The following is a 22,881-nucleotide window of genomic DNA, read 5'->3' on the forward strand; positions in this document are numbered from 1 at the left end:
TCTGGGTGTTGATGTTCTGGCACTTGCGATAGGTATTGGCACAAAAACCTTTGTGCAACCTTCCACCTTTGCCCATCGTTTGAGATGCCCGCCTAGAAACGGACTTGAGACGTTTGTCTCGACGGTCTATGTCTCTTCCCGGGTGAATGAATTCACGATGGATTACAGTACCGTCGAAGGTCACGACTGTCACCGTTGCTGTGGTATTGATCCCCAGGTCAACGGCAACAACATTCTCATCTGGCTTCGGCTTCGGAGGAACACAGTGAAAAGGAACCGAAAGATGACAGGCTTTGCTGTTGAAGATGAGGGATGGCGACAACATCTTATTGCCGGGTACTTGATGGCGTTCCCGAAGTCCACTAATCTGAACCGTTGTCCAGATCCAGTCAGACCCAGTAAACACCTTGAGCTCAACCGTATCATAGCCCTGCCACTTGTAGCACTGGCCTTGATAGAGTGCAGGATAGCAGCCCGCATCGGTATTGAGCGTAGGCGGCTTGGCATCCCGCCGTTTACGGGAGAGACCACTTTGCCAATCTCGATACCGTGTCATGTAACTACTAACCTGCCCGATCGCAAAACTGATTGCAGATCTGCGATAGTAACTGGGGAATTTGTGAAAGACTCGATTGAGCTGCGGGTACTTGACAATGGGTCGCTTCGCCGTCGAATGCATCAACCGCTCTACGGCGGGGATCTGCTCGTCAGGTGACAGAATCCCTAACTCTAGCCAGTGCGTCAAGATAATGCCGACCAAATATCTGCACACCCGACGATAGACATTTACCGTTTCACCAAACAGATGGCGCTGTTCAGCACTCGGGTTTAATGTCCATTTGTCAGTACGGATGATTTGGGAAGGCTTTTTGACTTTCATGCTCCTATACTACCATAGTGACAGTAAAAGGTCTTGGCTCAAAGTCTTGGTAAATGGCAAACAAACTCAGGTCGTTTTCTCATAGTGTCGCGCTCCTGAAGGTGCATCTTGTCTTTGTCACGAAGTACCGGCATCCCGTCATAACTGACGAAATAGAGGCTGACATTAAGGCTTTGGCTGAAAGCATCTGCGCGAAAAACGACTGCATTTTAGAGGATGCAAAAGCAGATTTAGGCGCAAAAGACCACATTCATCTATTGATTGACCTGGCGCCAAAGGTGTCAGTGTCCCAACTGTGTAATACCCTCAAAACCGTTACCAGTCGAGAGATTCGCAGGCGTTACGCCCACCAGCTAAAACCGTATTACTGGAAGCCTGTTTTCTGGAAACGTGGATTTAGCGCCATCTCTTGCGGTGGTGCTCCCTTATCGATCCTGAAACAGTACATTGAACATCAGGGCTATGACGATTGACACCCTGCCGCTCCTTAACCCCCACCTCGGGGCAGGTGGGGGAATGCGTCGCTATTTTCGTTCAAAGCTAGAAAAGCGCAATTTGGTTTGAATCATTTTACCGATCAATTGCTAAGCATTACTCTTTTTTTCTCGACGACAGCCAATGGGATAGGGGGAATGATAGGTTTGCTCTCGTTTACCAAACCATTGATAACGATGATCACGAATTTGATCGTAGGCGCGATCGCCGAAAGCTTTTAAGCCGGGGATTTGTCGGTAGAGGGCAACTAATCCTTCAGTAAAGGGAATTTGACGAGCAATTTCTTCTGCCGCTTCACTGCCTTGCCAACGTTGGTCTGGGTTTTGGGCATCGATCAAAATCATCCCCAATTCACAATCTTTTGCAGTGATGTGGAAGCGCTTCAGGGTAGCTTCGTCTTGCATCGGAAGATAATCAAATTGCGCTCCTTGATCCAACTTTTCTAGTTGTTGCACCAAGGAAACACAAAGATTGCAATTGCCGTCGTAAATGACGTGGTACTTCATTTTGAGTTAATGGGAGACTTTTTGTCCAATTTTTGGTTCGGTTCCCGCCAGAATCCGCTCCACATTGCCACGGTGTCGCCAAAAAACATAGAGGGCGGCACAAACGGCAAAGATCATGTAAGGAAGCGGTTCGCCAAAGCTAATCATCAAGATATTAATCGCGATCGCGCTGACTAAGGAACTTAAGGAGACCATGCGGGAGGCAGCTAAAGTCACGCCAAAGGCAGCAACCCCTGCTAAAGCGACACCCGGTGTCATCATCAATAAGGTTCCTAAACTCGTTGCGACTGATTTGCCCCCGGTAAAGTTCAACCACACCGACTTGCTATGACCGAACACTGCCGCTAACGCAGCGAAAATAATCAGCCAAGCGATTGAGTTTTCTGAGAGAGACAGGGCGGGGACCTGCGCTACACTAATCTTAACAATTCCCACGGCGATGGCGCCTTTAAGTAAATCAACCAATAACACCGCAACCGCTGCTTTTGTACCTAAAACCCTTAAGACATTCGTTGCCCCTGTCGAACCGGAACCATACTCGCGAATATCAATCTTTTGCAGCCAGGAACCCGCTAAAAAGCCAGTGGGAATTGACCCTAACAAGTACGCGGTTAGGAGCAAGACAACATTAATGAAAACTAAATTTGACATCATTTGATTGCAACCTATAATTTTTTATTTTTAGCGATCAACACGGAAATTAAATCTAAAAAAACACTAATAAATCCCCGTCTCGCCTTCTTTTTGAGGACGAGACAAAAGAGGAATGACCAGATAAGTCAAGCCAGAAATTAGTGTGAGGAAGACAGCCAGCCAAAATAAGACCTGAGCAAAAGTGAGCCAATTGGTATCAGTAATCGGAGCAATTAATGCCGCGATCGCGATGATTTGGCAAACGGTTTTTACTTTTCCGAGGCGGTTGGCACCGGGGATATCTTGACCGGCAAGATTGGGATTCACTCGCCATCCCGCGATCGCGAGTTCCCGTCCTAAAATCAAGAACACGCCCCAACTCGGAATTGTCCCCCACTCAACTAATATCAAAAGTGGCGCAAAAATCAAGAGCTTATCCACTAATGGATCTAAAAATTTTCCTAAATCGGTAACTTGGTCTAATTGACGCGCTAAATAACCATCGAGCCAATCGGTTGCTGCGACCAGTAAAAAAACGCCTAAGCCCAGCCAGTGGGAAGTAGCAGTGGGCTGAGCAAGAAAATAAAAAATAAACGGAATCCCCAAAAGACGAGATACCGTGATTTGTGTGGGAAGATTAAGCATGAATGAAAACCTACCATCTCAGCCTCCCGATAGGCAAATGGCATCTCCCAAGATTGATGTAGAGAAAATGAGTTCCCTGTTTAAATTTTAAAAGAAAACGCGATCGCGATGGTGCTCCTCTTCGCAATTCAAAACGAGAGAGAGAACCACGGTAGAATCGTATAAACTTAAACCCGCAAGCAGCAGATGAGTTATTTAATTATTGGCGCAAGTCTGAACCCAGATAGCCACAGCCAAGTCTTAGCCGAACAAGCGCAACAACTCTTACAAGCCCGTGGGAAAGAAGCCCAGTGGCTTGACCTTAGAGAAATTCGTCTCCCTATGTGTGATGGCAGTAGGGCTTATGGCGATCCGGTTCTTCCTCCCCTCAGTCAAGCGGTTGCAGAAGCCGAAGGTATTTTAGTTGCAACGCCGATTTACAACTACGATGTCAATGCTGCGATTAAAAACTTTTTGGAATTGACCGGTAAGTCTTGGCAAGAGAAAACCGTGGGCTTTCTTTGCGCTGCCGGTGGACAGGGGAGTTATATGTCAGTAATCCCCTTTGCCAATAGTTTGATGTTAGACTTTCGTTGCTTGATTATTCCCCGTTTTGTTTATGCCACAGGGGATGCGTTTTTAGAAGGCAGATTAGTGGATGAAACGATTAAAACTCGCTTAGCTGAGTTAGTAGATCGTCTTGTGGAAGTCACCACTGCCTTAAACGGGCAAACCGCCAATGTCTCTTAGGAATTGCAGGTGCTGGTCAACCGAAGCCACCGTATTCGCTGTGATCGCGCCACTGGCGGCAACGGCGGGTAAGCCAATCCCTGGAAATGTAGAATCGCCACAGCACAGTAAGCCATCCCACGGGGTGTTGGCACCGGGAAAAAGACCATTTTCGGCATTAATGGCTGGTCCATAAGTGCCGCGATGCCGTCTTAGAAAGCGTTCATGGGTGAGGGGGGTTCCGATTAAAGTGACCTCAGCGCGATCGCGCACCTCAGGAATGGCTCGGGCAATGGCATCCCACAACACTTGCGAGCGTTCTTCCTTCAGTTTTTGGTAAGTGTCACTGCGCCGATCTAACCCTTCCCATAGCGAGTAGGGTTCACTTGCCGGGGTATAAGCATGAATGACGTGCTTGCCCGCCGGTGCCAAATTAGGATCGAGTAGGGAAGGGATTGAGACCAAAACCACGTTTTGCTCTGCTGTTACTCCTTTTTCCCAATCGTTAACCACAATATGATGACAGGGCAAATCCTCGGGTAAATCCGTGCCATCTATTCCTAAGTGCAAGTGCATAAAGCTGGGGCATTGCGGCAACGATTGCTTTTCTTGACGAAACGTTTGGGGAATTTTTTCTGAGGGCAGCAGTTTCAAGGTATCCCAAATCGAAGCATTAGAAATAACTGCCTTGGTTGCTCGCAGTTCTTCCCCACTTTTGAGGCGAACGCCCACAGCCCGCTTGCCAGAGAGTAAAATTGCTTCGACAGTTGTCCCTAAACGCAACGTCCCGCCGTATTTTTCTAAGCCTCGCACCAACGCTTGTACTAAAGCATCACTTCCACCCAAAGGATAATCCAACTGAACATTCGGGCGATACCAATCGGCAAACATAAACGCCATTTCTGCGGCACTGGTGCCATTTGCCGGTAAGCCCGACAGGAGATAACAGAGTAAATCCAGCCAGTTTTTTAAGAAGGGGTCACTAATGGCGCGATCGCGCAACCGTTCAAATGCGCCCATTAATTGCAAAGTTTGACCGCCTTGTTGCATCAACTTCGGCACAAAAGGCAGTAGCGTCCGCACAATCCCCCAATCCGCTCGCACTGCGGTTGGCGGGAGGGCAACCGCAGCACTGGCTAAAGGTGCCATTAGGGTTTGCAAGTTTCGCCACTCCCTCACTGCTTGCTCACCCCGCAACTCCTTTAAGACATCACAGAATTGGTCTGCCCCAACGGCAGTATTAAAGTTGCCTTCCGGTAGCCAACACCCCCAAGTATCGTATTGCACACAGGGTACTTTCTCATCAATGGCATCGAGCACTTGACGCAGCGGATTGGGAGAAGGAGTTGATAAACCCGAATAGAGAGAAGGACCTGAATCAAAATAATATCCCTGACGTTCAAAGCTGTGAGCTGCCCCACCAGGGATGGTATGACTTTCACAAACCGTGACCTGAAAGCCATAACGAGCCAGCAAAGCGGCTGCACTCAAGCCACCCATTCCACTGCCAATTACAATTACATCTACCTCTGCCATTCCTGTTTTTCCTGTTTGAACCCGTTTCTTCTCAATGGTGCCAAACCCGATAAAAAAAGGGGAAATTAATCCCCTTTTCAGAAGCAGGAGGTGTAATTTAGTTCTCCAGAGTTAAAGTATCTGTCCCTTTCACACAATCCAACATTCTTACAGTTGCCGCAGCAGCATAGTTCCTCTGTGCCGGTTGATCGGGCGCAAAATTCGTTCCCGTCTCATTTAAAGGAGAGGCAACGCCACAATAGGCAGACATTTCAGTGACTAAATTGGCAGACCAATGATTACTAATATCGCTGAAATCCAGTGCATTCTGTGTATTTGGCAGTTCTCCCACTTCGCCCAATTGGTTACGAGCATATTTTGCTACTTTATTCTCTACTGCAATCAATTCAGCGCGAGTCACCGGTTGCGTGGGACGAAAGGTTCCATCAGGATACCCAGTGACAATATCGTTTTCTTTCGCCCATTGGATTTTTGCTGCACTCCAACGCTCGCCATCCACATCAGGATAAGGAGAAGCATTTACTTGCTCTGGAAGCATTAGATTCAATTCCGGAATTGCTCTTAAGGCTTCAATGGCAATGGAAACCAGTTGCTCCCGGGTTAGTTCTGCTTCGGGGCGGAAAGTATTATCTTCTTTGAAACCAGAAACAAAACCAATATTAACAGCAGTGGCAATTTCATTACGATACGTATCATTAGCAATATCCCCAAAGGGCAACTCCATCCCCGTGGTCTTGGCTAAATAAACGTGACCGAGCGTTTTCTCCTCATAAGTGCGTTTGGCAAAATCCCATTCCGAGCCCAATTGAATCTTCAAGTAGCCATCAGCCATTCCATTGGTTCGTCCGACAATAATTTCTTCACCCTGATTGTTACGAGGGGTTCCCACTAAAAGGAGTTCATTATCTCGCTCAACAATTCGTAGGAGATAATCTAAACCATAATCTTGTCCGTCAACGCGGATGGAATAACCATTGCTATCTGTCGCGCGCCCACAAATCCCTGTAAAATCAAACTCTCGCAAGAGCGGATCAATCACAACTGGATTTGAACCACTCTCACGCCAACACGCTCGTTGGTCAGATTTTTGTTCCAAGATCAAGAGGTTATAGTTACCTTCGCCAAAAGGCTCAGCAACGGCAACATAATCCTCTTGTGGCACTTCTTTGGCACCAAAATTTTGCGCATTACTGCCTTGAACGCTCAATAGTGTTATCAGAGCGGTTACTGTTGTTAAAGCTGTAAATTGTGTCCAACGCATAGGTGTGTGCTAATTCGGATAAATTGAGGAAATTCATTCAGTGAAATTAACTGTGTCTTCCTCTTAACCTGCTTGATGATTTGAGGAAGGTACTGATTGTTCCTTAGTTTTGAGAAAATCATTGCTATGTCTTTGTCCATAACAATGATTTTCTGCGGAACAAGTGGCAATTGGGCTTTAGTTTTACTCTGAGTGATGATTAATCATTATCAAAGAAAATTTCAAAGAAGCGAATCCCTTGGAAAATCCGAGATACGGGTTCAAGAAATAGGCCCACTGTATCGGAAATTGAAGCCACAGTTGACCGTTCTACGACAATGACATCATTATTCCTGAGGGCAGGATTCGTCTCTGCATCGAGACTGCCGGTTCCTTGATCAAGATCAATTTCAATTTCCCTTTTCGTGACAGTACCGTTGGGGTTCAAACGAACCAGTTCAACCTCTCCTTTATCGGCACGGTTGTTAAAGCCGCCTGCTGCCAAAATGGCTTGATTAAGGGGAGTATTCGGGGGCAATTCTAAGGTTCCTGTGCTTTCTGCTTCTCCAATCACGCTGACTCGAATGGTTTCGGGAGAGAAACTGGAAGAGGCTAAATCTTGGACTTCTGTGGGATTGATGTCTTGAGCACGGGGAACCACTACTGTATCTCCGGGCTGCAATAGAAGATCTTGACTGATATCTCCATTTTGGAGTAATGTCCATAAATTAGCAGAAAGGCGTTTAGTCCCCTGACGAGTGATCCGTTCCACTTCAACATTGCGAATATCAGAGAGGTTGGTAATGCCACCGGCTGCTTCAATAGCTTGCGTTATGGTTGGTGGATTTCCCAAGATGTCTTGTGTGACTTGGCTTGATACATCATAGGTCCCGGGGCGATTGACTTCCCCGACGACAGCGACTTCCACAACTTGGTCTCCGGGCGCGATCGAGCTTTGAGCAAGCGCTCGCGTTTCCTGAGGCTTATTTTCAGAAAGTGTGGGTACCACAATTCGATCGCCATCGCGTAGCGTGACATCTTGAACAAGTTCTCCGTCTTGAACAAGTTTCCAGAGATTAACATTGAGCACATACTCTTCTCCGCCAAAAAAGCGATGTAGCTTGACTTGTCGCACATTAGCCGCACGAGTAATCCCGCCTGCTTCTTCAAGTGCCGTGGTAATGGGCGGAAACCCTTGAACGTTGTTATCGCCAGCAGTCCTTAAAGTATAAGAGCCGGGCTGGTTGACTTCTCCCGCGATCGCGATGCGGACGGGACGGGGCTGTACTAACGCCACAGAAACAATCGGACGCTGTAGAATTCTGGAATAGCGTTGTATAATCAAGTTATTCGCTTGAGGAATCGTCAAGCCCTCGACATTAATCGTACCAACAACGGGCAAACTAATTGCTCCGTCAACCGTAATGCGATAGTCTCCACTATATTCAGGAACATTAAAAATATTAATATTAACGACATCTCCTGATCCTAAAGTATAAGGCGTTTCTTCATAACGAACGGGAGTTTCAGCTTCTTGAGCAACGGGAGAAGTGCCATTGGGTTGAACGGGAGCAGACTCCGCTCCGGGAACGAGAGAAGTACCATTGGATTGAACGGGAGTAGACTCCGCTCCGGGAACGAGAGAAGCACCATTGGGTTGAACGGGAGCAGACTCCGCTTCTTGAGTGGGTGGTTGCAATTTTGAAGGAAGCTGTGCTTGGGCAGATATTCCTGACCATAAATATCCCCCAATAGGGATTAATGTACTGAAAGCAACCATTAACCATCGATCATGAATCTTATAGCGGCAATCAGAGTGATTTTCTTGTTGCCTGAAAGCTGGATTAGGTTGCGTGGTAGCCCTTAAATCTTTTTCCATCAGTTTCCAGTAATTTGCGTAGATTTGACAATTGACTTTCTAAGTAGACTATTCTACGTCGTTTCTTGTTTCTCAGAGGAAGAATTACCATTCCTGTTAGTGGCAGCGAGAGAGCGTTGAGAAGAAGCCGACCCAGCATAATAATTGTGATAATAGGAATAGTAATAATAGTATTCTCCCATACTTCTCTGTTGACATGCATTCGGTACGAGTCCTAAGACGTTTGTTCTTGACAAACGTAGGGTGTCCATAACGTCTCTAAAAAGACTGCGATCAATAACACCTAATCCAACGACCATAATTAAACCACTGGTTAGGGGGGCGAGTAATTTCGCATCGGCAATTCCACCTAAAGGAGGAGTATCATAAATTACTAAATCAAATGAATTTTCCCAATTTTGAGCAAGTTCTTGCATTCTCTCGGAAGCAAGCAGACAATTTGTATCCGGAGGGGTCGGTCCAGAAGTGAGAAGATAGAGATTATCATCAATCGGGGATTCTTGCATGGTCTCTTCCAGACTTAAGCCAGCGGAAATCACATTAGATAACCCATATTGATTGGGAATTTCAAAGGTTTGATGCAGTCGGGGGCGACGCATATCGGCATCGACTAACAACACACGCTTGCCCACTGCTGCTGCTGCTCGGGCTAAATTTAAGGCGACTGTGGATTTCCCTTCTCCAGGAACACAAGAACTAACAATCAAGGATTTGACCGGGTGATCCGGCTTGAGAAAGGAAAGATTGGTATGTAGGGTTTTAAAGGCTTCTGTAAAGGCAAAGAATACCGTTCCTGTAATCAGGGGTTTTTGCTCTTTTCCTTCTACAGAATTTAATCTCGGTTTCGTCTCTGCTTCCGTCTCTGAGTTATCATCAACAGAGCTAAGACCATTGTCTTGCTCTCCTTCCTGTTTTTGTAGTGCTTTGACAAAGGGAATCACCGCTAAAATAGGGAGACCGGTTTTCTCTTTCACTTCCTCCACACTATGGAATTTATTATCGATTTTCTCCGCTAAATACGCCGCCCCAGCACCCGCTAACAGGCCGGCAATTGCCCCTAAAATCAGACCGCGACCTTTACCGGCTATGGGTTCAGTGGGGAGGTTTGGTGGTTCTAAGGTTGACCAAGGTAGCGTTTTTCCTACAGCCTGAATTTGCAACTGCTCTCGGCGACTAATCAGGCGTTCCATGTTAGTTTTGGCAATCTCTAACCTCTGCACCATACTTTCATATTCTTTAGCCAGGTTAGCCAAGTTATTCAAATTATTCCGCACTTCTACTTCTGCTTCTTCCAGTGCCGCTTCACGGACTCTTAAGACACGAAGTTGATTAGTAGCGGTAATTAAATCTTGAGTTAAAGACAGTCGAACCGGGTTTGGGGCACTTACTTGCGAGTTAATTTTTTCACTGACTTCCTCTTGACCTAATATGGCCAAAGCTTCTTGGCGTAGTAATTCTAAAAGTCTTTGTTTTTGTTGCTGTAGGGTTTGGATCTGGGGGCTATCTTCTCTAAAACGCCCAAGCTCGATCGCGATTTGGGTTTCAATTTCTTTTAATTGGTTGAGAAGTTCTTGGTAGCGCGGGGCTTCACTGAGCGCCACTGTTGTCATTGCCTCATCTAACCCTAATCCCAGCTGCTGTAGTAAACTTTCTCGTAAAGAGATATTTTCTGAAATCGCCACTTCTGTGTCTTGTTGGCGCTCTTCCAAATTACTCATTTTTTCTGATAAGAGAGTGCCTCGCTCAACGGGGTCAATAATATTGTTCTGGTTCCGAAATTGTTGAATTTCAATTTGAATAGAATCCACTTTTTCCTGCAATTCTGGCAGTTGTTCTTCAATCAACTGTAAAACTCTCTGCTCCCCTGATCTCTGCTGCTCTTGAGAGTAGCCAATATATTCTTCAGCAATGAATCCAGTCACAGCACTTGCCATTTCAGGATCTCCAGATTCGTAACTCACTTCTATAATTTTTGTTTCTCCCAAGCGTTGTATCGTTAAGTTTCTAATTAAACCTTCGTAAGTGAGTGTTGGATAGTCCTCTTTTAATTGTCTATATATCGGTTGCATTGTCTGAGAACTTTTTAAGACTTGGATTTGTGTCGGATAATCCAGCCCTGAGCTTTGCGATGATAAAGATGCTCGAATGGATTCATTGCTTTCCCCAAGCTGTTCACTTAATTGCTGATACGTTTCGTCGCCAGCAATGGGTTCGACTAAGAGTTGGAAACTACTGCGATATCGAGGGGGTTGGGTTAAGGTCTTTGTCCATATTGCTCCCGTCACAGTCACTGAAACAATCAAAATTAACCAAACCCGACGCCTAATGATTGCTACTATCTGTCGATAATTGAAGGAATCTTCATCTGTCGGGTTCAATATCTCTGGAGGAGAGGTGGTAGCACTCAAGGAGCTTGCTGTAGAAGAAGGCGCATTTGCCAGGGGATACGATTGGTCTGAAGATGCCATATTACTTTGTCCTGGAGTCAATAAAGTTAGAGTAGAAAAATTGTTTGGATTTGATTTTGCTTTCCCATCAATCAGTTTGGAGCAAGTTTAACTAAGCTGTTGAGTTTTTACTTGCTCTAAGCAATTATTAGTCGGTAAATCGAGTAAGACTTCTGCATACTGCTGAGCAATAACTTGGGGAGTAAAATATTTTTTTAGATAACGACGACCCGCTTGACCCATTGTTTCTGCTGTTTTAGGATGTGCAGCTAAAAAGCGAATATATTCAGCTAATCCTTGACTATCTCCATTGACAAAACTTTGGCCGCAACCTGCTTCTTTAATTAATTGCTTAAGGTAAGACTGCTCTTCACAAATGGCAGCTATTGCTCGACCTGCGCTCAACATCCCATAAAGCTTGCTTGGAGCCACTAAACCTTCCATTCCTTCACTGATTGTCACCAAAGAAAGGTCGCAAGCAGTTAGAGAATTGGGCAAATTTGTTTTCGGCTGAAACGGTAAAAATAGACAATTTTTTAAACCCCATTCTTGAATCATTCGAGCATAACAATTGTCGTACTTGACACCACCGCCAATAAATACAAATTGAACCGGATCTTTCCTTAACTCCCAGGCTGTTGCCATAATCGTTTCCATATCATGACAACGTCCCATATTTCCAGAGTAGAGAATCGTGAATGGTTTAACTAAGTTATGTTCAATCGCAAAAGGATTTTCAGTTTTTGGTTTTGGGATTATGTACTCGGGGTCGCACCAACTATGAATAACAGTAATTTTATGAGCAAGATCAGGATTTTTAGAAATAATACGCTGTTTCATGGTTGGACTCAGGACAATAATTGCTTTGGCTTGGTCCCAGATTTTTAAGTTAAGCCAATTCCAGAATTGAGCTAGCCAGTGTTTTTCGGACAGGACATTGAGCTGAATAGCAATATCAGGATAAAGATCGTAAAGTAAGCAAACATACGGAAGATTAAAAATAAGTTTTGCGAAGTAACCGATTAATAAAAGATAGGGTGGTTCTGTTGTTAAAAGTAATGTTTCTCCACGGTAATCAGGTTTCAGCAGTCTTAAGGCAGAATAGAAACAGAATAGTAAGCCATTCATAATACGTCCGCGAAGCCACTTTGGAAAAATTCGGGAAGTTAGGGATCGCCGGATCGTAAGAAATTTCTGCTTTTCTCTACGAGGAGCAATTGGTTGTTTTCCATTACCATAAGCCGGTTGACCAGTAATAATTTTGACTGTTATATCTTGGAAAGTTAGCTGTTGAGCTAACTCTTCAATTAATTGTCCGGTAGCAGCGTGATCGGGTGGATAGAATTGAGTGATAATTGATAATTTAGTCATTCTTTTCTAGATCGCTATAAACTATTCAGCTTTATTTTAATCAAATGAATTTGATTAGTTTGTAATCTATTAAACTCTAAAAAACAGCTTTCTTTTGCCCAAAAAAACTACGTGATACTATTTATTTTTTAAATTATGATTAAACCATTTAAGTATTTTCTTGGGGAGCATTTCACTGTTTGAGGATAGCTCAAACAGATAATAACCCATTGAGGTAGGCACAGCGATGAACAAGGACTTGGGGTACGTTTTCACACTTCCTTTGTGCTCCGGAGATTTTAGTGCGACGGTCCACTTGTTTAACAGCAGACTCAACCGCACCAGATCCAATTGAGCAAATCTGTTCAGCTTGATGGTCCTCGTAGTTGATAATGCGATCACGATGCTGATGCAAGATAACGGCAAAAGTTTTGTGCTGGTTTACGTTTCTAATCAGAAAATCAAGCTTTGGCAACATCATTTTCATCGTTAATATTAGCACTCACCCGTAAACAGCAAATTTTTAAATACGGACTCAGTTGACTGTTAGTAGGAACTTCCAATTGCTGCGCTTGTTGGCTTGTTATTGGCAATTCTCCCAAAATACTTTTCATTCGTTGTTGATACCCTCTACTTGTGTCTGTAACCCTTTCCATAAAAAAACCTACTTCTGGCATGATACACTTCTGTATTTGATTCCTCAATGCTTCTTTAATCACTACAATATTAATCACTTTTTGCTGGTGATGTATCTTCATATAGGGTGTTGGCGATTGCCTGTATCTGTTCTTGAAGAGCTTGCTGTTTTTCTGGAGTCATTGTTTGGTAAGTCAACTCGTCTATTATTTATCCTGCCCGATTTTTAACGTCTTTGCAAAAAACTGAGATGCTCCCTTTTCTTGCACGTAAGATTTTACATTAATTATTATTGAATTCCAATATAAGATAGCAAAAATCAGTTAAATTACTTGAGTTTTTTATTCCGTAATTTTCTTGATTATTGAATATCTATTTCACTCAAATTAAGCTTATTTTACGTAAGATTACAGTTTTAAGGTTGTAATTGATTTTTAAGTCAATACCAAGATCGTACTGAATCAACCATAAAATTCAAACGGCGATTGAGCAACAGATGAAGAGTCTTGGTTGGTGGATCTATGTGACTAAACACTAAAAACCGACTTGATCTCTGTTTCAGGCGGTAACGGTCGATCAACAAGAGTATTTAATTGAGCAGGGCTTTAGACGACTGAAAGGATAACCCCTCTCGGTGCAACCGATGTTTCTACAACGTGAAGATTCAAATCAAAGTCTGATTCGGTTAAAGCGCGATCGCGCTTTTTTTTTAGCAAGCCCTACTGATCTTTTGGTCAAGTAGCTTCAAAAAAATTGGGATGTATTTGTCTCTTAAAAAGCGAGTTTTGACTATTTTCTAGTTTAAAATTCGTTTAAGTTCCTCTATTTCGTATAAGACAGGATTACAATTCCAGCTAAACATAACAAAATTCCAATAATCTTACTAAAACTAATGGTTTCATTGAGGAATAAAAACGCTAAAATTGTTGTCACAATAGGGTATAAACTGGTTATCACTACGACTTTTGAAGCTTCCCCTTGACCAATTGCGCTAAAGAATAAAAGTGTGCCAATACTGGCAAAAATACCGACTGAAATCCCCAGATAAGTCCATCCGTTTTGCCACTGAAATGAAAAAGAATTACGATAAGTCAAAATATAGAGGGGAATACCAAGAGCAGATCCCATTAAAGAATAAATGAGTAAACTCGGTGCATTCAATTCTGAACTCAAGAACTTTGAGAGAAATCCCCACACCCCATAAAAAAATAAACAAATTAAACTTAAAGTTAACCAAGACATAATTTTTTACGCTTAAATTTCTTCACGAGGATCGAAAATTTCGCTCAGCCCCTCTCCTAATAGAGAGAACCCTGAAACCATGAGTGTCATGGCTAACCCCGGGAAGAAAGTAGTCCACCAAATTCCTGTGGGCAGTGCATCGAGGGCTTGGCGAAGAGCATAACCCCATTCGGGTACATTTTCTGGTAAACCTAGACCTAAAAAGCCTAATCCACCTAAGATGAGGATAGCATCAGCTGCATTGAGGGTGAATAACACGGGAACACTTTGAATGACATTAAAAAAGAGATAACGGGACAAAACATGACTGGGAGTAGCCCCCATAGCTCTCGCTGCTTCGATGAAGAGTTCGGTTTTGACGCTGGTGGTGTGGTTACGAACCACACGGTAGTATTGGGGAATATAAGAAATGCTCACCGCGATCGCGGCATTAAAAACACCTCTGCCCACCACAAAAGCCAAAGTGACTGATAACAATAATCCCGGCAGCGTATAAATTGTATCCATCAAAAAGAGTAAGGCGCGATCTAGGCGTCCGCCCAAATATCCACTAATCATGCCAAGCGGCACTCCCAGAATCAAACTGATTGCAGTAGCAATAACGACAACCTGTAAGGCAGCACGGGTTCCAAAAAGCGTACGCGATAAAACATCATAGCCTTGGCGAGTTGTGCCAAACCAATACTCAGCATTGGGTGCTTGATGAATGGGATTACTCAGCGATTCAGTGGGATTAGTCAGCCAACCCCAACTTGCCCAGGTTGGGGCAAAAATGGCAACTGTGACAAAAAATAGCGTCAGCAATAAGCCTAGGGCGAGTAGGATCCGAGAAACGCTTGGACGCAAAAAGAGGGGAATTTGTGGGCGGATACGACTTTTACTGACCATCCAGAAATTAAATTGGTTAAGGGTTACAAGGTGAAACTCTCAGTACAGGACAAAAAATGAAAAGAGGGGTTGCCAAGTGAGACAGGAAACGGGTTTCATGGAAAGTTATCAGACCTAATCCACAAAACCTTATGAAACAGATTAACTTACTTCGTAAAACATTGAAACCATATTGGGCTGGCATGGTGCTAGACTCAAGGAATGAACCCGAACGCGTGCCTACGGCGCGGGCTTTCGCCCTACGGTTTCACAAGCCTTGAGCGTTGCTCAGTTTCTTGGCTCTCTTCCTGATTGCTCTATTAAGAGTGACTCGTTCCCCGGAATTCAATTCCGGGGCTTGCGAGTCACCGTTGGTGAAAACCATTAGACATCTCCAGAAATGAGGATTTGGCAACGGACTGGCAAGGTTTTCAGCTTTGTTTTTGGGCTTTATTGGAGATGTCTATTAACTTAACTGAGGTCGCCACTGGATTCCGAAATACCGCACAGCTGTACTGCCTTGCCAGCGGAGATGATAATATCCTTTTCCCAACAAGTCCATTCCCGCTTTGGCTCGCCATCGGGCGATGGTGGAACTATCCAAAGCATTGATTTCCCGTTTCTTTTGACCGATGCACACTGGTTCAACTGGCAGGTTTTCCAGACACCATTCCAAACTTCGATCGAACAATCCATCTAATGATACTTTTCCTCTTTCCATTGCCATTTCTACTCGATGCCATCCCCACTTGAGATGAAAGACCAAGAGTAGAACGGCACGAGCTAAACTGCCTTGAGAGTGAACTAGACGACCTGTCATCATCACAATTAAGACGATACCGATGCAGTAGGCAGTACCTGATGGTAGCGATCGCACCAGATGATTGACTGCTGCTGCTGTCAACTCAACTAACTTGTCACTAATGAGCTTACCCTGAATGAAATCACCGAATAATCACCGAATAATCACTGATTTTTTCAGGGTTTTAGTTTATACCTGAAAAGGTTCAATAAAAATTTACATTATCTATTCTTTTGCGGTTAACAATAAACCGAAGACAGTTTGAGAAGACACCAAGAGTGCACTTAAACTTTCTGAAGAATTGGGGGTAGTAGTGCCATTTTTCTCGTAAACATCAACATCGGATTGTTAATTACCAGTATTATCAACAAGAACAAATCTGTTCTATCGGCTCAGGTGGTGTCGAATCAGCAATCAAGCAAATCAGTAGTCGTATCAAAATTTCAGGAGCACAATGGAAGGAGGAAAATGTTCCTCAAGTTCTTGCCCATCGATGTGCCTACGTTAATGGACTGATTGGAGTGCAAAGGTGACATGCTACCGTTCTCATGCCATTAGGGCGAACTTAACACCTCACTTGGAAACAGATACAAAGTTTAGCCTTGGTTAATCTCTGCTCCAGAGTCCTAGAACAGCCCTACCCACCACTACTATAGAATTTAGCTAAATCAAGTCAATTAAAGCATCATATTTGGGAGAACTCTCTTGATTAACATATTCTAAAGCCCCCCCCAACTTCCCCATTTACTAGGGGACTTGATATCAGAAAAATGCACGAAGAGGTCTTCTCCCAACTGGTGCCATTGTGTCAAATACTCCCGATAAATCTCCCCCATTCTCGGGTCGCGATTAGCCTCGATAAACAGATTCGTAATCGCTTGATTGTTTTCAATACCCCCTCGGCTCACTAAATGCTGACCGCCCTCATAAGCCAGCATTAGTTTGGTTACGTAATTTTTTTAGTAAGCCCCATCTAGTAGAACTTAAAATTTATGAACAAGCATTTACAAGCATCTCAACCTAATAATTTTGAAGACTTACAAGAAGTAAAGTTAGAACAACCAAACTGGCTACCTTACTTAAGAACGCTACGGCGAAAAGCTTTATTAATTTTTGGTATAGCAGGATTAACTACTTTTGCCGTTTTCTTAAATACCTTACGACAACCCCTTAGTTATGGGGGTGATTTTCGGTTGCTTATCGAACCGTTAACTTCAACTGATAAACTGACAGATCCTTCAACGATTACCCGAACTGAGGGAATCCCTAATGAAGATTTATTAAGTGTAGATTATCCTACACAGGTAGCAATTTTAAAAGGTGAAGGAATGTTACTCAGCATTGCTAAAGAAATTCAAGCGGGAAATCCTGAAGCTAATATTAATAAGCTAATAAAAAAACTAGAGGAAAACCTCTCCGTCCAACGTGTCGGTGATACCCGTAGAGATGAAACTAAAATTATAGAGGTGGCTTATACAGATGTAGAGCCAGAACTAACCAAGCAAGTTTTAGAAGTAACCGCTCAGAAATTTATCAGCTATAGCGCTGAAGAACAACAGAAAAGAATTGATGCTGGGGTTCAATTTATTGATGAACAACTGTCTCAGCTGCAAAAGGAGCTATCTACACTCCAGGTGCAACAAAAGCAACTCCAGCAGGAGTATCAGTTAATTGAACCTAATGCCAGAGGTCAAGAATTATTTTCTCAAGTTCATCAGTTAACGCAACAACAACGAGAAGTTGCTAGTCAATTTAGAGAATTGAATGCACTTCAGAATAGGCTGCAGAAAAGATTAAATCTAACACCGAGTGAGGCTTTAGTCGCTTTAGCTTTGAATCAGGATCCTAACCGTGTTGCTTTATTAGAAAAGCTCCAAGAAATTGAAAGAGAGATTGCTATCACTTCAGCGCGCTTTAGATCCAACACTCCGGTCTTACAAGAATTCAAAGAGCAGCAACAAAATCTGATTGACTTACTTAATCAAAAAACACAGCAACTTTTAGATCAAATTTCAATTCCTGTAGACAGTAATTCTCCAGCTTTAGAATATCAAGACCCCACTCGTCTTAATCAGATCCAACAACTAGTAGATACTACAAATCAAATTGAGGAATTGAGATCGCGCTATCAGTCTTTAACAGCAAGTAAAGAAAAGGTAGCTGAGCAAGCAGATCAGTTTCCCGAAATTGCAAGCCAGTATAGAGAAGTAGAGGAACAAATTGGACTGACCAACCAAATTGTTAATCGACTCAAGAGCCAGAGAGAAATACTGCGTTTGGAAATTTCTCAAAATAAGATGCCATGGGAGCTCGTGAGCGAGCCTCAAATTAACCGAGACGTTAATGGTGATCCTGAAGCCACTGCAACCGATAGAAACAAACAACTTTTAGCAGGGATAGTAGGAGGAATGCTTCTCGGCTCAATAGTAGCACTTCTAGTTGAGAAACGCCGCGATGTTTTTTATGACTCAGAAGATATTCCAGATAAAGTTTCAGTACCACTTTTAGAAACGATTCCTTTTGTAGGGGAAAAATTTAAGGGGTCTTATCCCCAAAAATCAATACCATTTGTCAATGCTATTGAGTCTTTATATACTAAACTTTGTTTAACCTATACTAATCCTTCCATTCAATCTCTAGTCGTGGCATCTGTGGAACCGAATGAAAATCAATCTATAGTTGCTTTTAACCTAGCGCAAGTAGCTGCTGCTATGGGAAATCAAGTGATTCTAATTGATGCTGATTCTCAAGACTCCCAATTTCGTCATCCATTAAACATAGATGATAAGGGAGACTCGGAGCATAGTTTAAGAAAAGATAGTAACTCGGGAGAAGTTATCCGAAGTTCACAAGTGGATAACCTATCTGTTTTGACTTTAGGTGTTTCTTTACGTAAGACTGGTAAAAGGCTTTGGTCGAATCAAATAAAACAACTGATGAAGGCTTGGCAAGAAAAATATGACCTTGTGATATATAATGGTCCTCCTTTATCCCAATCTACGGATATTAATTTTCTTGCTGCTCATACGGATGGAATCATGTTAGTTTCAGAAATTAACAAATCTAAATGTTCTCTGGTAGAAAAAAGCATCAAACAACTCAATGATTATAATTTGAATGTTTTAGGAGTCGTTGCTATTAAACAGGCTTTAAAACAAAAAAACAGTTCAAATCACAATGTATCAGAAAAATATATCATTGATGAATTTCGCAATCCCTATAACAGTGATTTATATGACAGATTTTTTGACTAAAAAGTAAACTAATCAAAAGAAGAGCCTACGGATTTAGAAATTTTTTTTTGCTAATTTTCAAATTAAATGCTTTCTCAATTGGTATTTTACGAGTTGATTTAACATACTCAGTTTGGTATGACCAGAGTGTAACCAGCTTACTCAATATACTCTCTGACCATCTGTTGATCTGGTACACTTTGTTGGCTTTGAGCTTAACTCACGAGGCACCTTAGCTATTGATGAAAAACTCTTGCTTGGCTCTTAATCAAAATTAATACTTGAGAACTTGGAAGCACTTAATGGAAACCTGTAAAATTCTAAATATTAATATATACAATACTTCCCTAAAAGAATTATTAAAAAAAATTAAGAAAGGCGGATTTGTCGTCACTCCTAATCTTGATCATATGGTAAAGCTACAAAAAGACGTTGATTTTTTTGTAGCATATAGTAATGCCGATTATGTGATTTGTGACAGCAAAATTCTACAATGGACTTCTTGGTTTTTAGGTAATAAAATCCAAGAAAAAATATCTGGCTCTGATTTTTTTCCTCAATTTTATGACTATTACAAGCATGATAAAAGTATACAAATTTTTTTGTTAGGAGGTTCTAAAGGAATAGCCGATCTAGCTAGGCAAAACATTAATCATAAAGTGGGCAGAGAAATAGTAGTTGGATCCTATTCCCCATCTTTCAGTTTTGCAAGTAATGAAAGGGAATCAAAAAAAATCGTTAAACTAATTAATGAATCTAAGGCAACCGTTTTAGCTGTAGGCGTAGGAGCTCCTAAGCAGGAAAAATGGATTAACAAATATAGGAATGAATTGAAAAATATTAAAATTTTTCTAGCTATTGGAGCCACCATTGATTTTGAAGCTAAACGTTTTAAAAGAGCACCTAAATGGATGAGTGATAGAGGACTGGAATGGTTATATCGACTATTGTGTGATCCTAAGCGATTGTGGAAAAGATATTTGGTAGAAAGCCTTCCTTTCTTTTGGTTAATTTTACAGCAAAAGCTCAATTTTTATCAATACAAAGAACCGATTTGGCTTATTTTACAGAAAGCTGATTTGCTCTCACAAGAGCAAGTAAATTATATACTCAGTTTACAAAGGGAGAATAGTACACTTTGTTTTAGCGAAATTGTTATACAGAACGGATGGCTCAAAGCAGAAACTATTAATTTTTTTACTCGTGAATTCGATCAATTAGCTAGTCAGCCAAAAAGAAAAACAATCGAACAACTTTGTAGAGCTGCATCTCTATTAAATGAGCAGCAGATTGCTGAGATTTTAAAAGATCAAGAAAGTACAAATTTAAAATTTAAGGAAATAGCTATAAATAAAAATTGGCTAACTCCAAAGACCATAGAGTTTTTACTAAATTATTGCATTCCTAATCCTTCTCAAAAGTAAATATGCCATCAACTGCGACAAAGAAGCTTGCCATTCAAGGTGCTGCTTGGACCGTATTTGGATATGGCTTCAGCCAAGGGCTAAGATTAGTTAGTAACTTAGTTCTAACGCGCTTGCTAGTCCCTGAGCTATTTGGGCTAATGGCTTTGGTGAATACCTTTATTACTGGTCTCAACTTATTTTCTGATGTTGGAATTGGTCCAAGTATTATTCAAAACAAACGCGGCGAAGATCCAGACTTTTATAATACTGCTTGGACAATACAGTTAATAAGAGGCTTTGGGCTGTGGCTTTGTTGCTTTCTTATTGCTTGGCCAGTTGCTCAATTTTATAATGATCTTCGATTAATTTGGTTACTTCCTACTGTTGGCTTAACAACAGTTATTGCTGGCTTTAACTCTACGGCTATATTCACCCTTAATCGCCGAATTGCACTCGGTAAATTAACAAAATTTGAGTTAAAAGTACAAGTGCTTGGAATGATAGTAATGATTATTTGGGCAGCTATTCATCCGAGTATCTGGGCATTGATCATAGGTAATTTTGTTACTAGTATTCTAAAAATGATCTGGAGCCACAGATTAGTTCCAGAAAAAACTAATTTTTTGGCTTGGAATCAAGAGGCTGTTAATGAACTTATTGTCTTTGGGAAATGGATATTTGTATCAACAGCCATGACGTTTTTAGCTTCTCAAACTGATCGATTGCTTCTAGGAAAACTCCTATCACTAGAGATGTTAGGTATTTATACTATTGCTTTTCTATTTGCAGATATGCCGCGCCAGATCATTCAAAAAGTAAGCAATAAAGTAATTTTTCCAGTAGTTTCTCAAATGACTAATCTCCCTCGCTCGAGCCTTCGCCGTAAATTGTTGCAAGAGCGAACTTTAATCCTGATTGGGTTTGCCATTTTCTTAAGCATTTTAATTAGCTTTGGCGATTGGTTGATCATAGCTTTGTATGATGAAAGATATGCTCAAGGTGCTTGGATGTTGCCAATTCTTGCATTAGGTATTTGGCCACGTTTACTATCGGTAACAATTAATCCAGTACTCTTTGCTATTGGTAATCCTAGATATATAGCTTTCGGCAACTTTTTTAAGTTTATATATATGATAATTGGATTGCCCTTAGGATTTTCTATAATAGGAGTTTTAGGAGTTGTAATTGTAATAGCATTAAATGATCTTCCTTTTTATGGAGTAGTTACCTATGGTCTTTGGAAAGAAAACTTATCACCTTTATTGCAGGATATTCAGGCAAGTATACTGCTTATTGGATTACTTTCTCTAATTTTATTTAGTCGCATTAGTCTGGGTTATGGAATTCCTATCAACGGAATTTTACAGAATTTCTCATTTCAATGAGATACAAAATAAAGCCTGAAGCTAATGATAAGCCCATGTAGTATTTTTAATGATTAGTCTTTAATAATTGAATTTCCGTAAAGTGATAACAACTATTCTCACAATTTTAAAGTACAAGGTTTTTCTAAATGTCTTCACCAGTAGACTTGCTCTTCATCACCTGGAATCGTCGAGAATATGTGGAGAGAACACTTTCAAACATCTTGAAAGATCCATCAGATTTTCGACTTTATTGCTGGGATAATGGTTCTAAGGATGGAACAGCAGACCTAATTGCCTCAATTAGTGATACACGTGTAGCTAAACGGCATTTCAATCCAAAGAATGTTGGACAGTTTGAACCATGTATGTGGTTTTTTGAAACAGCGACAAGCGACGTAGTTGGCAAAGTTGATGATGATATACTCCTTCCCCCAGGTTGGACCGAAAAAATTGCACCTATGATTCGCAAACAACCTAATTTTGGTATGCTCGGTTGCTGGATCTTCATGCCAGAAGATTGGGACGAAAATCTAGCACAGCAAAACATAGTTGAACTTTCTGGCGAACGGGTGTTTCGAACGATCACTATTCAAGGACAATCTTTTTTAGCTCGAAAAGAATACCTGCTGCGCTACAAACTTAGTCAACCGAGAGGGCATAGTATTCCTATTAATCGCCCAGCTATGACCTTTGACGGTTTAATTAACGGTTATCCTGTTCCGTTATTATACGCCCATAACATGGATGACCCACGATCACCCCTGAATCTCAAAACAAAATCTGGTGCTCTCGGAACAGAGGCAGCACTGACTGCTCGTAGCCGCGGTTTTCAATCAGCAGAAGATTATGCGAAATGGATTGCGGCAGATGCTCGCCGTCGTCAACAAGAACCTTTTGACAAACAACTAAAACAATTCAAGCTAGTAAGAGATAAAAGTTTGATAGGAAGAATCAAACGGAAACTTTTACCAATTCAAAACTTGATTGACAAGATAGTAGGATTCTAAAG

The 22,881-nt window shown here is 42.0% G+C and carries 18 protein-coding genes and 3 pseudogenes; 7 read left to right on the forward strand and 14 right to left on the reverse strand.

What is annotated here, in order from left to right; translation table 11 throughout:
• Positions 1 to 880, reverse strand: an 880-nt coding sequence (locus GVY04_02935) for a transposase (GenBank protein NBD15118.1), incomplete at its 3' end; no start/stop codon positions are given.
• Positions 881 to 933: 53 nt separating this feature from the next.
• On the opposite strand from GVY04_02935, the gene tnpA reads away from it, so the two are divergent.
• Complete coding sequence (gene tnpA / locus GVY04_02940; protein NBD15119.1) at positions 934 to 1,353, forward strand: IS200/IS605 family transposase; 420 nt, start codon at positions 934 to 936, stop codon at positions 1,351 to 1,353.
• A 111-nt stretch (positions 1,354 to 1,464) separates the two neighbouring features.
• Here the strand turns inward: tnpA and GVY04_02945 are convergent, their stop codons facing one another.
• From GVY04_02945 to pgsA, 3 genes are all read right to left on the reverse strand, one after another.
• Positions 1,465 to 1,881, reverse strand: coding sequence for a DUF393 domain-containing protein (locus GVY04_02945; protein NBD15120.1), 417 nt, complete (start codon positions 1,879 to 1,881; stop codon positions 1,465 to 1,467).
• A 6-nt stretch (positions 1,882 to 1,887) separates the two neighbouring features.
• Entirely contained in the window at positions 1,888 to 2,535 is a 648-nt protein-coding gene (gene plsY, locus GVY04_02950; GenBank protein NBD15121.1) for a glycerol-3-phosphate 1-O-acyltransferase PlsY, read from the reverse strand.
• Positions 2,536 to 2,598: 63 nt separating this feature from the next.
• Entirely contained in the window at positions 2,599 to 3,159 is a 561-nt protein-coding gene (gene pgsA, locus GVY04_02955) for a CDP-diacylglycerol--glycerol-3-phosphate 3-phosphatidyltransferase (GenBank protein NBD15122.1), read from the reverse strand.
• A gap of 186 nt (positions 3,160 to 3,345) precedes the next feature.
• Here pgsA and GVY04_02960 point away from each other — a divergent pair, with 186 nt between their 5' ends.
• Positions 3,346 to 3,888 carry an NADPH-dependent oxidoreductase gene (locus tag GVY04_02960; protein NBD15123.1) on the forward strand — a complete coding sequence of 181 codons (543 nt, stop codon included), beginning with the start codon at positions 3,346 to 3,348 and terminating at the stop codon, positions 3,886 to 3,888.
• On the opposite strand, the gene GVY04_02965 is transcribed toward GVY04_02960, so the two are convergent.
• The 9 genes and pseudogenes from GVY04_02965 to GVY04_03005 form a co-directional block, all read right to left on the reverse strand.
• Positions 3,859 to 5,403 (reverse strand): FAD-dependent oxidoreductase, encoded by a 1,545-nt coding sequence (locus GVY04_02965; protein NBD15124.1) that lies wholly within the window; start codon positions 5,401 to 5,403, stop codon positions 3,859 to 3,861. The two genes, GVY04_02960 and GVY04_02965, sit on opposite strands and share 30 nt — an antisense overlap.
• A 97-nt stretch (positions 5,404 to 5,500) precedes the next feature.
• The gene (locus GVY04_02970; GenBank protein NBD15125.1) at positions 5,501 to 6,664 is read right to left on the reverse strand and encodes a DUF3747 domain-containing protein; all 1,164 of its coding nucleotides are present in this window, start codon (positions 6,662 to 6,664) and stop codon (positions 5,501 to 5,503) included.
• A 199-nt stretch (positions 6,665 to 6,863) separates the two neighbouring features.
• Positions 6,864 to 8,423: a sugar ABC transporter substrate-binding protein gene (locus GVY04_02975; GenBank protein NBD15126.1), complete on the reverse strand. Its 1,560-nt coding sequence runs from the start codon at positions 8,421 to 8,423 to the stop codon at positions 6,864 to 6,866.
• Positions 8,424 to 8,575: 152 nt separating this feature from the next.
• A complete protein-coding gene (locus tag GVY04_02980) occupies positions 8,576 to 10,990 on the reverse strand; it encodes a polysaccharide biosynthesis tyrosine autokinase (protein ID NBD15127.1) in 2,415 nt (804 codons plus the stop codon).
• An 87-nt stretch (positions 10,991 to 11,077) separates the two neighbouring features.
• Complete coding sequence (locus tag GVY04_02985; protein NBD15128.1) at positions 11,078 to 12,340, reverse strand: glycosyltransferase; 1,263 nt, start codon at positions 12,338 to 12,340, stop codon at positions 11,078 to 11,080.
• A gap of 190 nt (positions 12,341 to 12,530) precedes the next feature.
• Positions 12,531 to 13,138 (reverse strand): annotated as a pseudogene (locus tag GVY04_02990) (hypothetical protein).
• A 639-nt stretch (positions 13,139 to 13,777) separates the two neighbouring features.
• Entirely contained in the window at positions 13,778 to 14,197 is a 420-nt protein-coding gene (locus tag GVY04_02995) for an EamA family transporter (GenBank protein ID NBD15129.1), read from the reverse strand.
• A gap of 12 nt (positions 14,198 to 14,209) precedes the next feature.
• Complete coding sequence (locus tag GVY04_03000; protein ID NBD15130.1) at positions 14,210 to 15,085, reverse strand: ABC transporter permease subunit; 876 nt, start codon at positions 15,083 to 15,085, stop codon at positions 14,210 to 14,212.
• 511 nt (positions 15,086 to 15,596) lie between these two features.
• Positions 15,597 to 16,004 (reverse strand): annotated as a pseudogene (locus tag GVY04_03005) (hypothetical protein).
• A 191-nt stretch (positions 16,005 to 16,195) separates the two neighbouring features.
• Here GVY04_03005 and GVY04_03010 point away from each other — a divergent pair.
• Positions 16,196 to 16,399: pseudogene (locus GVY04_03010) on the forward strand (ISKra4 family transposase).
• Between the two features lie 186 nt (positions 16,400 to 16,585).
• Here GVY04_03010 and GVY04_03015 read toward each other — a convergent pair.
• Complete coding sequence (locus tag GVY04_03015) at positions 16,586 to 16,804, reverse strand: hypothetical protein (GenBank protein ID NBD15131.1); 219 nt, start codon at positions 16,802 to 16,804, stop codon at positions 16,586 to 16,588.
• Positions 16,805 to 16,858: 54 nt separating this feature from the next.
• Here GVY04_03015 and GVY04_03020 point away from each other — a divergent pair, with 54 nt between their 5' ends.
• The 4 genes from GVY04_03020 to GVY04_03035 all read left to right on the forward strand — a co-directional run bounded on the left by GVY04_03020 (position 16,859) and on the right by GVY04_03035 (position 22,879).
• A complete protein-coding gene (locus tag GVY04_03020; GenBank protein NBD15132.1) occupies positions 16,859 to 19,120 on the forward strand; it encodes an AAA family ATPase in 2,262 nt (753 codons plus the stop codon).
• A 281-nt stretch (positions 19,121 to 19,401) separates the two neighbouring features.
• On the forward strand, positions 19,402 to 20,523 hold the full coding sequence (locus tag GVY04_03025) for a WecB/TagA/CpsF family glycosyltransferase (protein NBD15133.1): 1,122 nt from the start codon (positions 19,402 to 19,404) through the stop codon (positions 20,521 to 20,523).
• Between the two features lie 2 nt (positions 20,524 to 20,525).
• On the forward strand, positions 20,526 to 21,890 hold the full coding sequence (locus GVY04_03030; GenBank protein ID NBD15134.1) for an oligosaccharide flippase family protein: 1,365 nt from the start codon (positions 20,526 to 20,528) through the stop codon (positions 21,888 to 21,890).
• Between the two features lie 128 nt (positions 21,891 to 22,018).
• Positions 22,019 to 22,879, forward strand: a complete 861-nt coding sequence (locus GVY04_03035; protein ID NBD15135.1) for a glycosyltransferase — start codon at positions 22,019 to 22,021, stop codon at positions 22,877 to 22,879.
• Positions 22,880 to 22,881 lie beyond the last annotated feature (2 nt).

The organism is Cyanobacteria bacterium GSL.Bin1 (genome assembly GCA_009909085.1).
Classification (GTDB): domain Bacteria; phylum Cyanobacteriota; class Cyanobacteriia; order Cyanobacteriales; family Rubidibacteraceae; genus Halothece.

What these genes read in the sequence shown, in the direction of transcription:
- tnpA (NBD15119.1), top strand. Translation starts at nt 934, where the DNA reads ATGGCAAACAAACTCAGGTCGTTTTCTCATAGTGTCGCGCTCCTGAAG.
- GVY04_02945 (NBD15120.1), bottom strand. Translation starts at nt 1,881, where the DNA reads ATGAAGTACCACGTCATTTACGACGGCAATTGCAATCTTTGTGTTTCC.
- plsY (NBD15121.1), bottom strand. Translation starts at nt 2,535, where the DNA reads ATGATGTCAAATTTAGTTTTCATTAATGTTGTCTTGCTCCTAACCGCG.
- pgsA (NBD15122.1), bottom strand. Translation starts at nt 3,159, where the DNA reads ATGCTTAATCTTCCCACACAAATCACGGTATCTCGTCTTTTGGGGATT.
- GVY04_02960 (NBD15123.1), top strand. Translation starts at nt 3,346, where the DNA reads ATGAGTTATTTAATTATTGGCGCAAGTCTGAACCCAGATAGCCACAGC.
- GVY04_02965 (NBD15124.1), bottom strand. Translation starts at nt 5,403, where the DNA reads ATGGCAGAGGTAGATGTAATTGTAATTGGCAGTGGAATGGGTGGCTTG.
- GVY04_02970 (NBD15125.1), bottom strand. Translation starts at nt 6,664, where the DNA reads ATGCGTTGGACACAATTTACAGCTTTAACAACAGTAACCGCTCTGATA.
- GVY04_02975 (NBD15126.1), bottom strand. Translation starts at nt 8,423, where the DNA reads ATGGTTGCTTTCAGTACATTAATCCCTATTGGGGGATATTTATGGTCA.
- GVY04_02980 (NBD15127.1), bottom strand. Translation starts at nt 10,990, where the DNA reads ATGGCATCTTCAGACCAATCGTATCCCCTGGCAAATGCGCCTTCTTCT.
- GVY04_02985 (NBD15128.1), bottom strand. Translation starts at nt 12,340, where the DNA reads ATGACTAAATTATCAATTATCACTCAATTCTATCCACCCGATCACGCT.
- GVY04_02995 (NBD15129.1), bottom strand. Translation starts at nt 14,197, where the DNA reads ATGTCTTGGTTAACTTTAAGTTTAATTTGTTTATTTTTTTATGGGGTG.
- GVY04_03000 (NBD15130.1), bottom strand. Translation starts at nt 15,085, where the DNA reads ATGGTCAGTAAAAGTCGTATCCGCCCACAAATTCCCCTCTTTTTGCGT.
- GVY04_03015 (NBD15131.1), bottom strand. Translation starts at nt 16,804, where the DNA reads ATGCTGGCTTATGAGGGCGGTCAGCATTTAGTGAGCCGAGGGGGTATT.
- GVY04_03020 (NBD15132.1), top strand. Translation starts at nt 16,859, where the DNA reads ATGAACAAGCATTTACAAGCATCTCAACCTAATAATTTTGAAGACTTA.
- GVY04_03025 (NBD15133.1), top strand. Translation starts at nt 19,402, where the DNA reads ATGGAAACCTGTAAAATTCTAAATATTAATATATACAATACTTCCCTA.
- GVY04_03030 (NBD15134.1), top strand. Translation starts at nt 20,526, where the DNA reads ATGCCATCAACTGCGACAAAGAAGCTTGCCATTCAAGGTGCTGCTTGG.
- GVY04_03035 (NBD15135.1), top strand. Translation starts at nt 22,019, where the DNA reads ATGTCTTCACCAGTAGACTTGCTCTTCATCACCTGGAATCGTCGAGAA.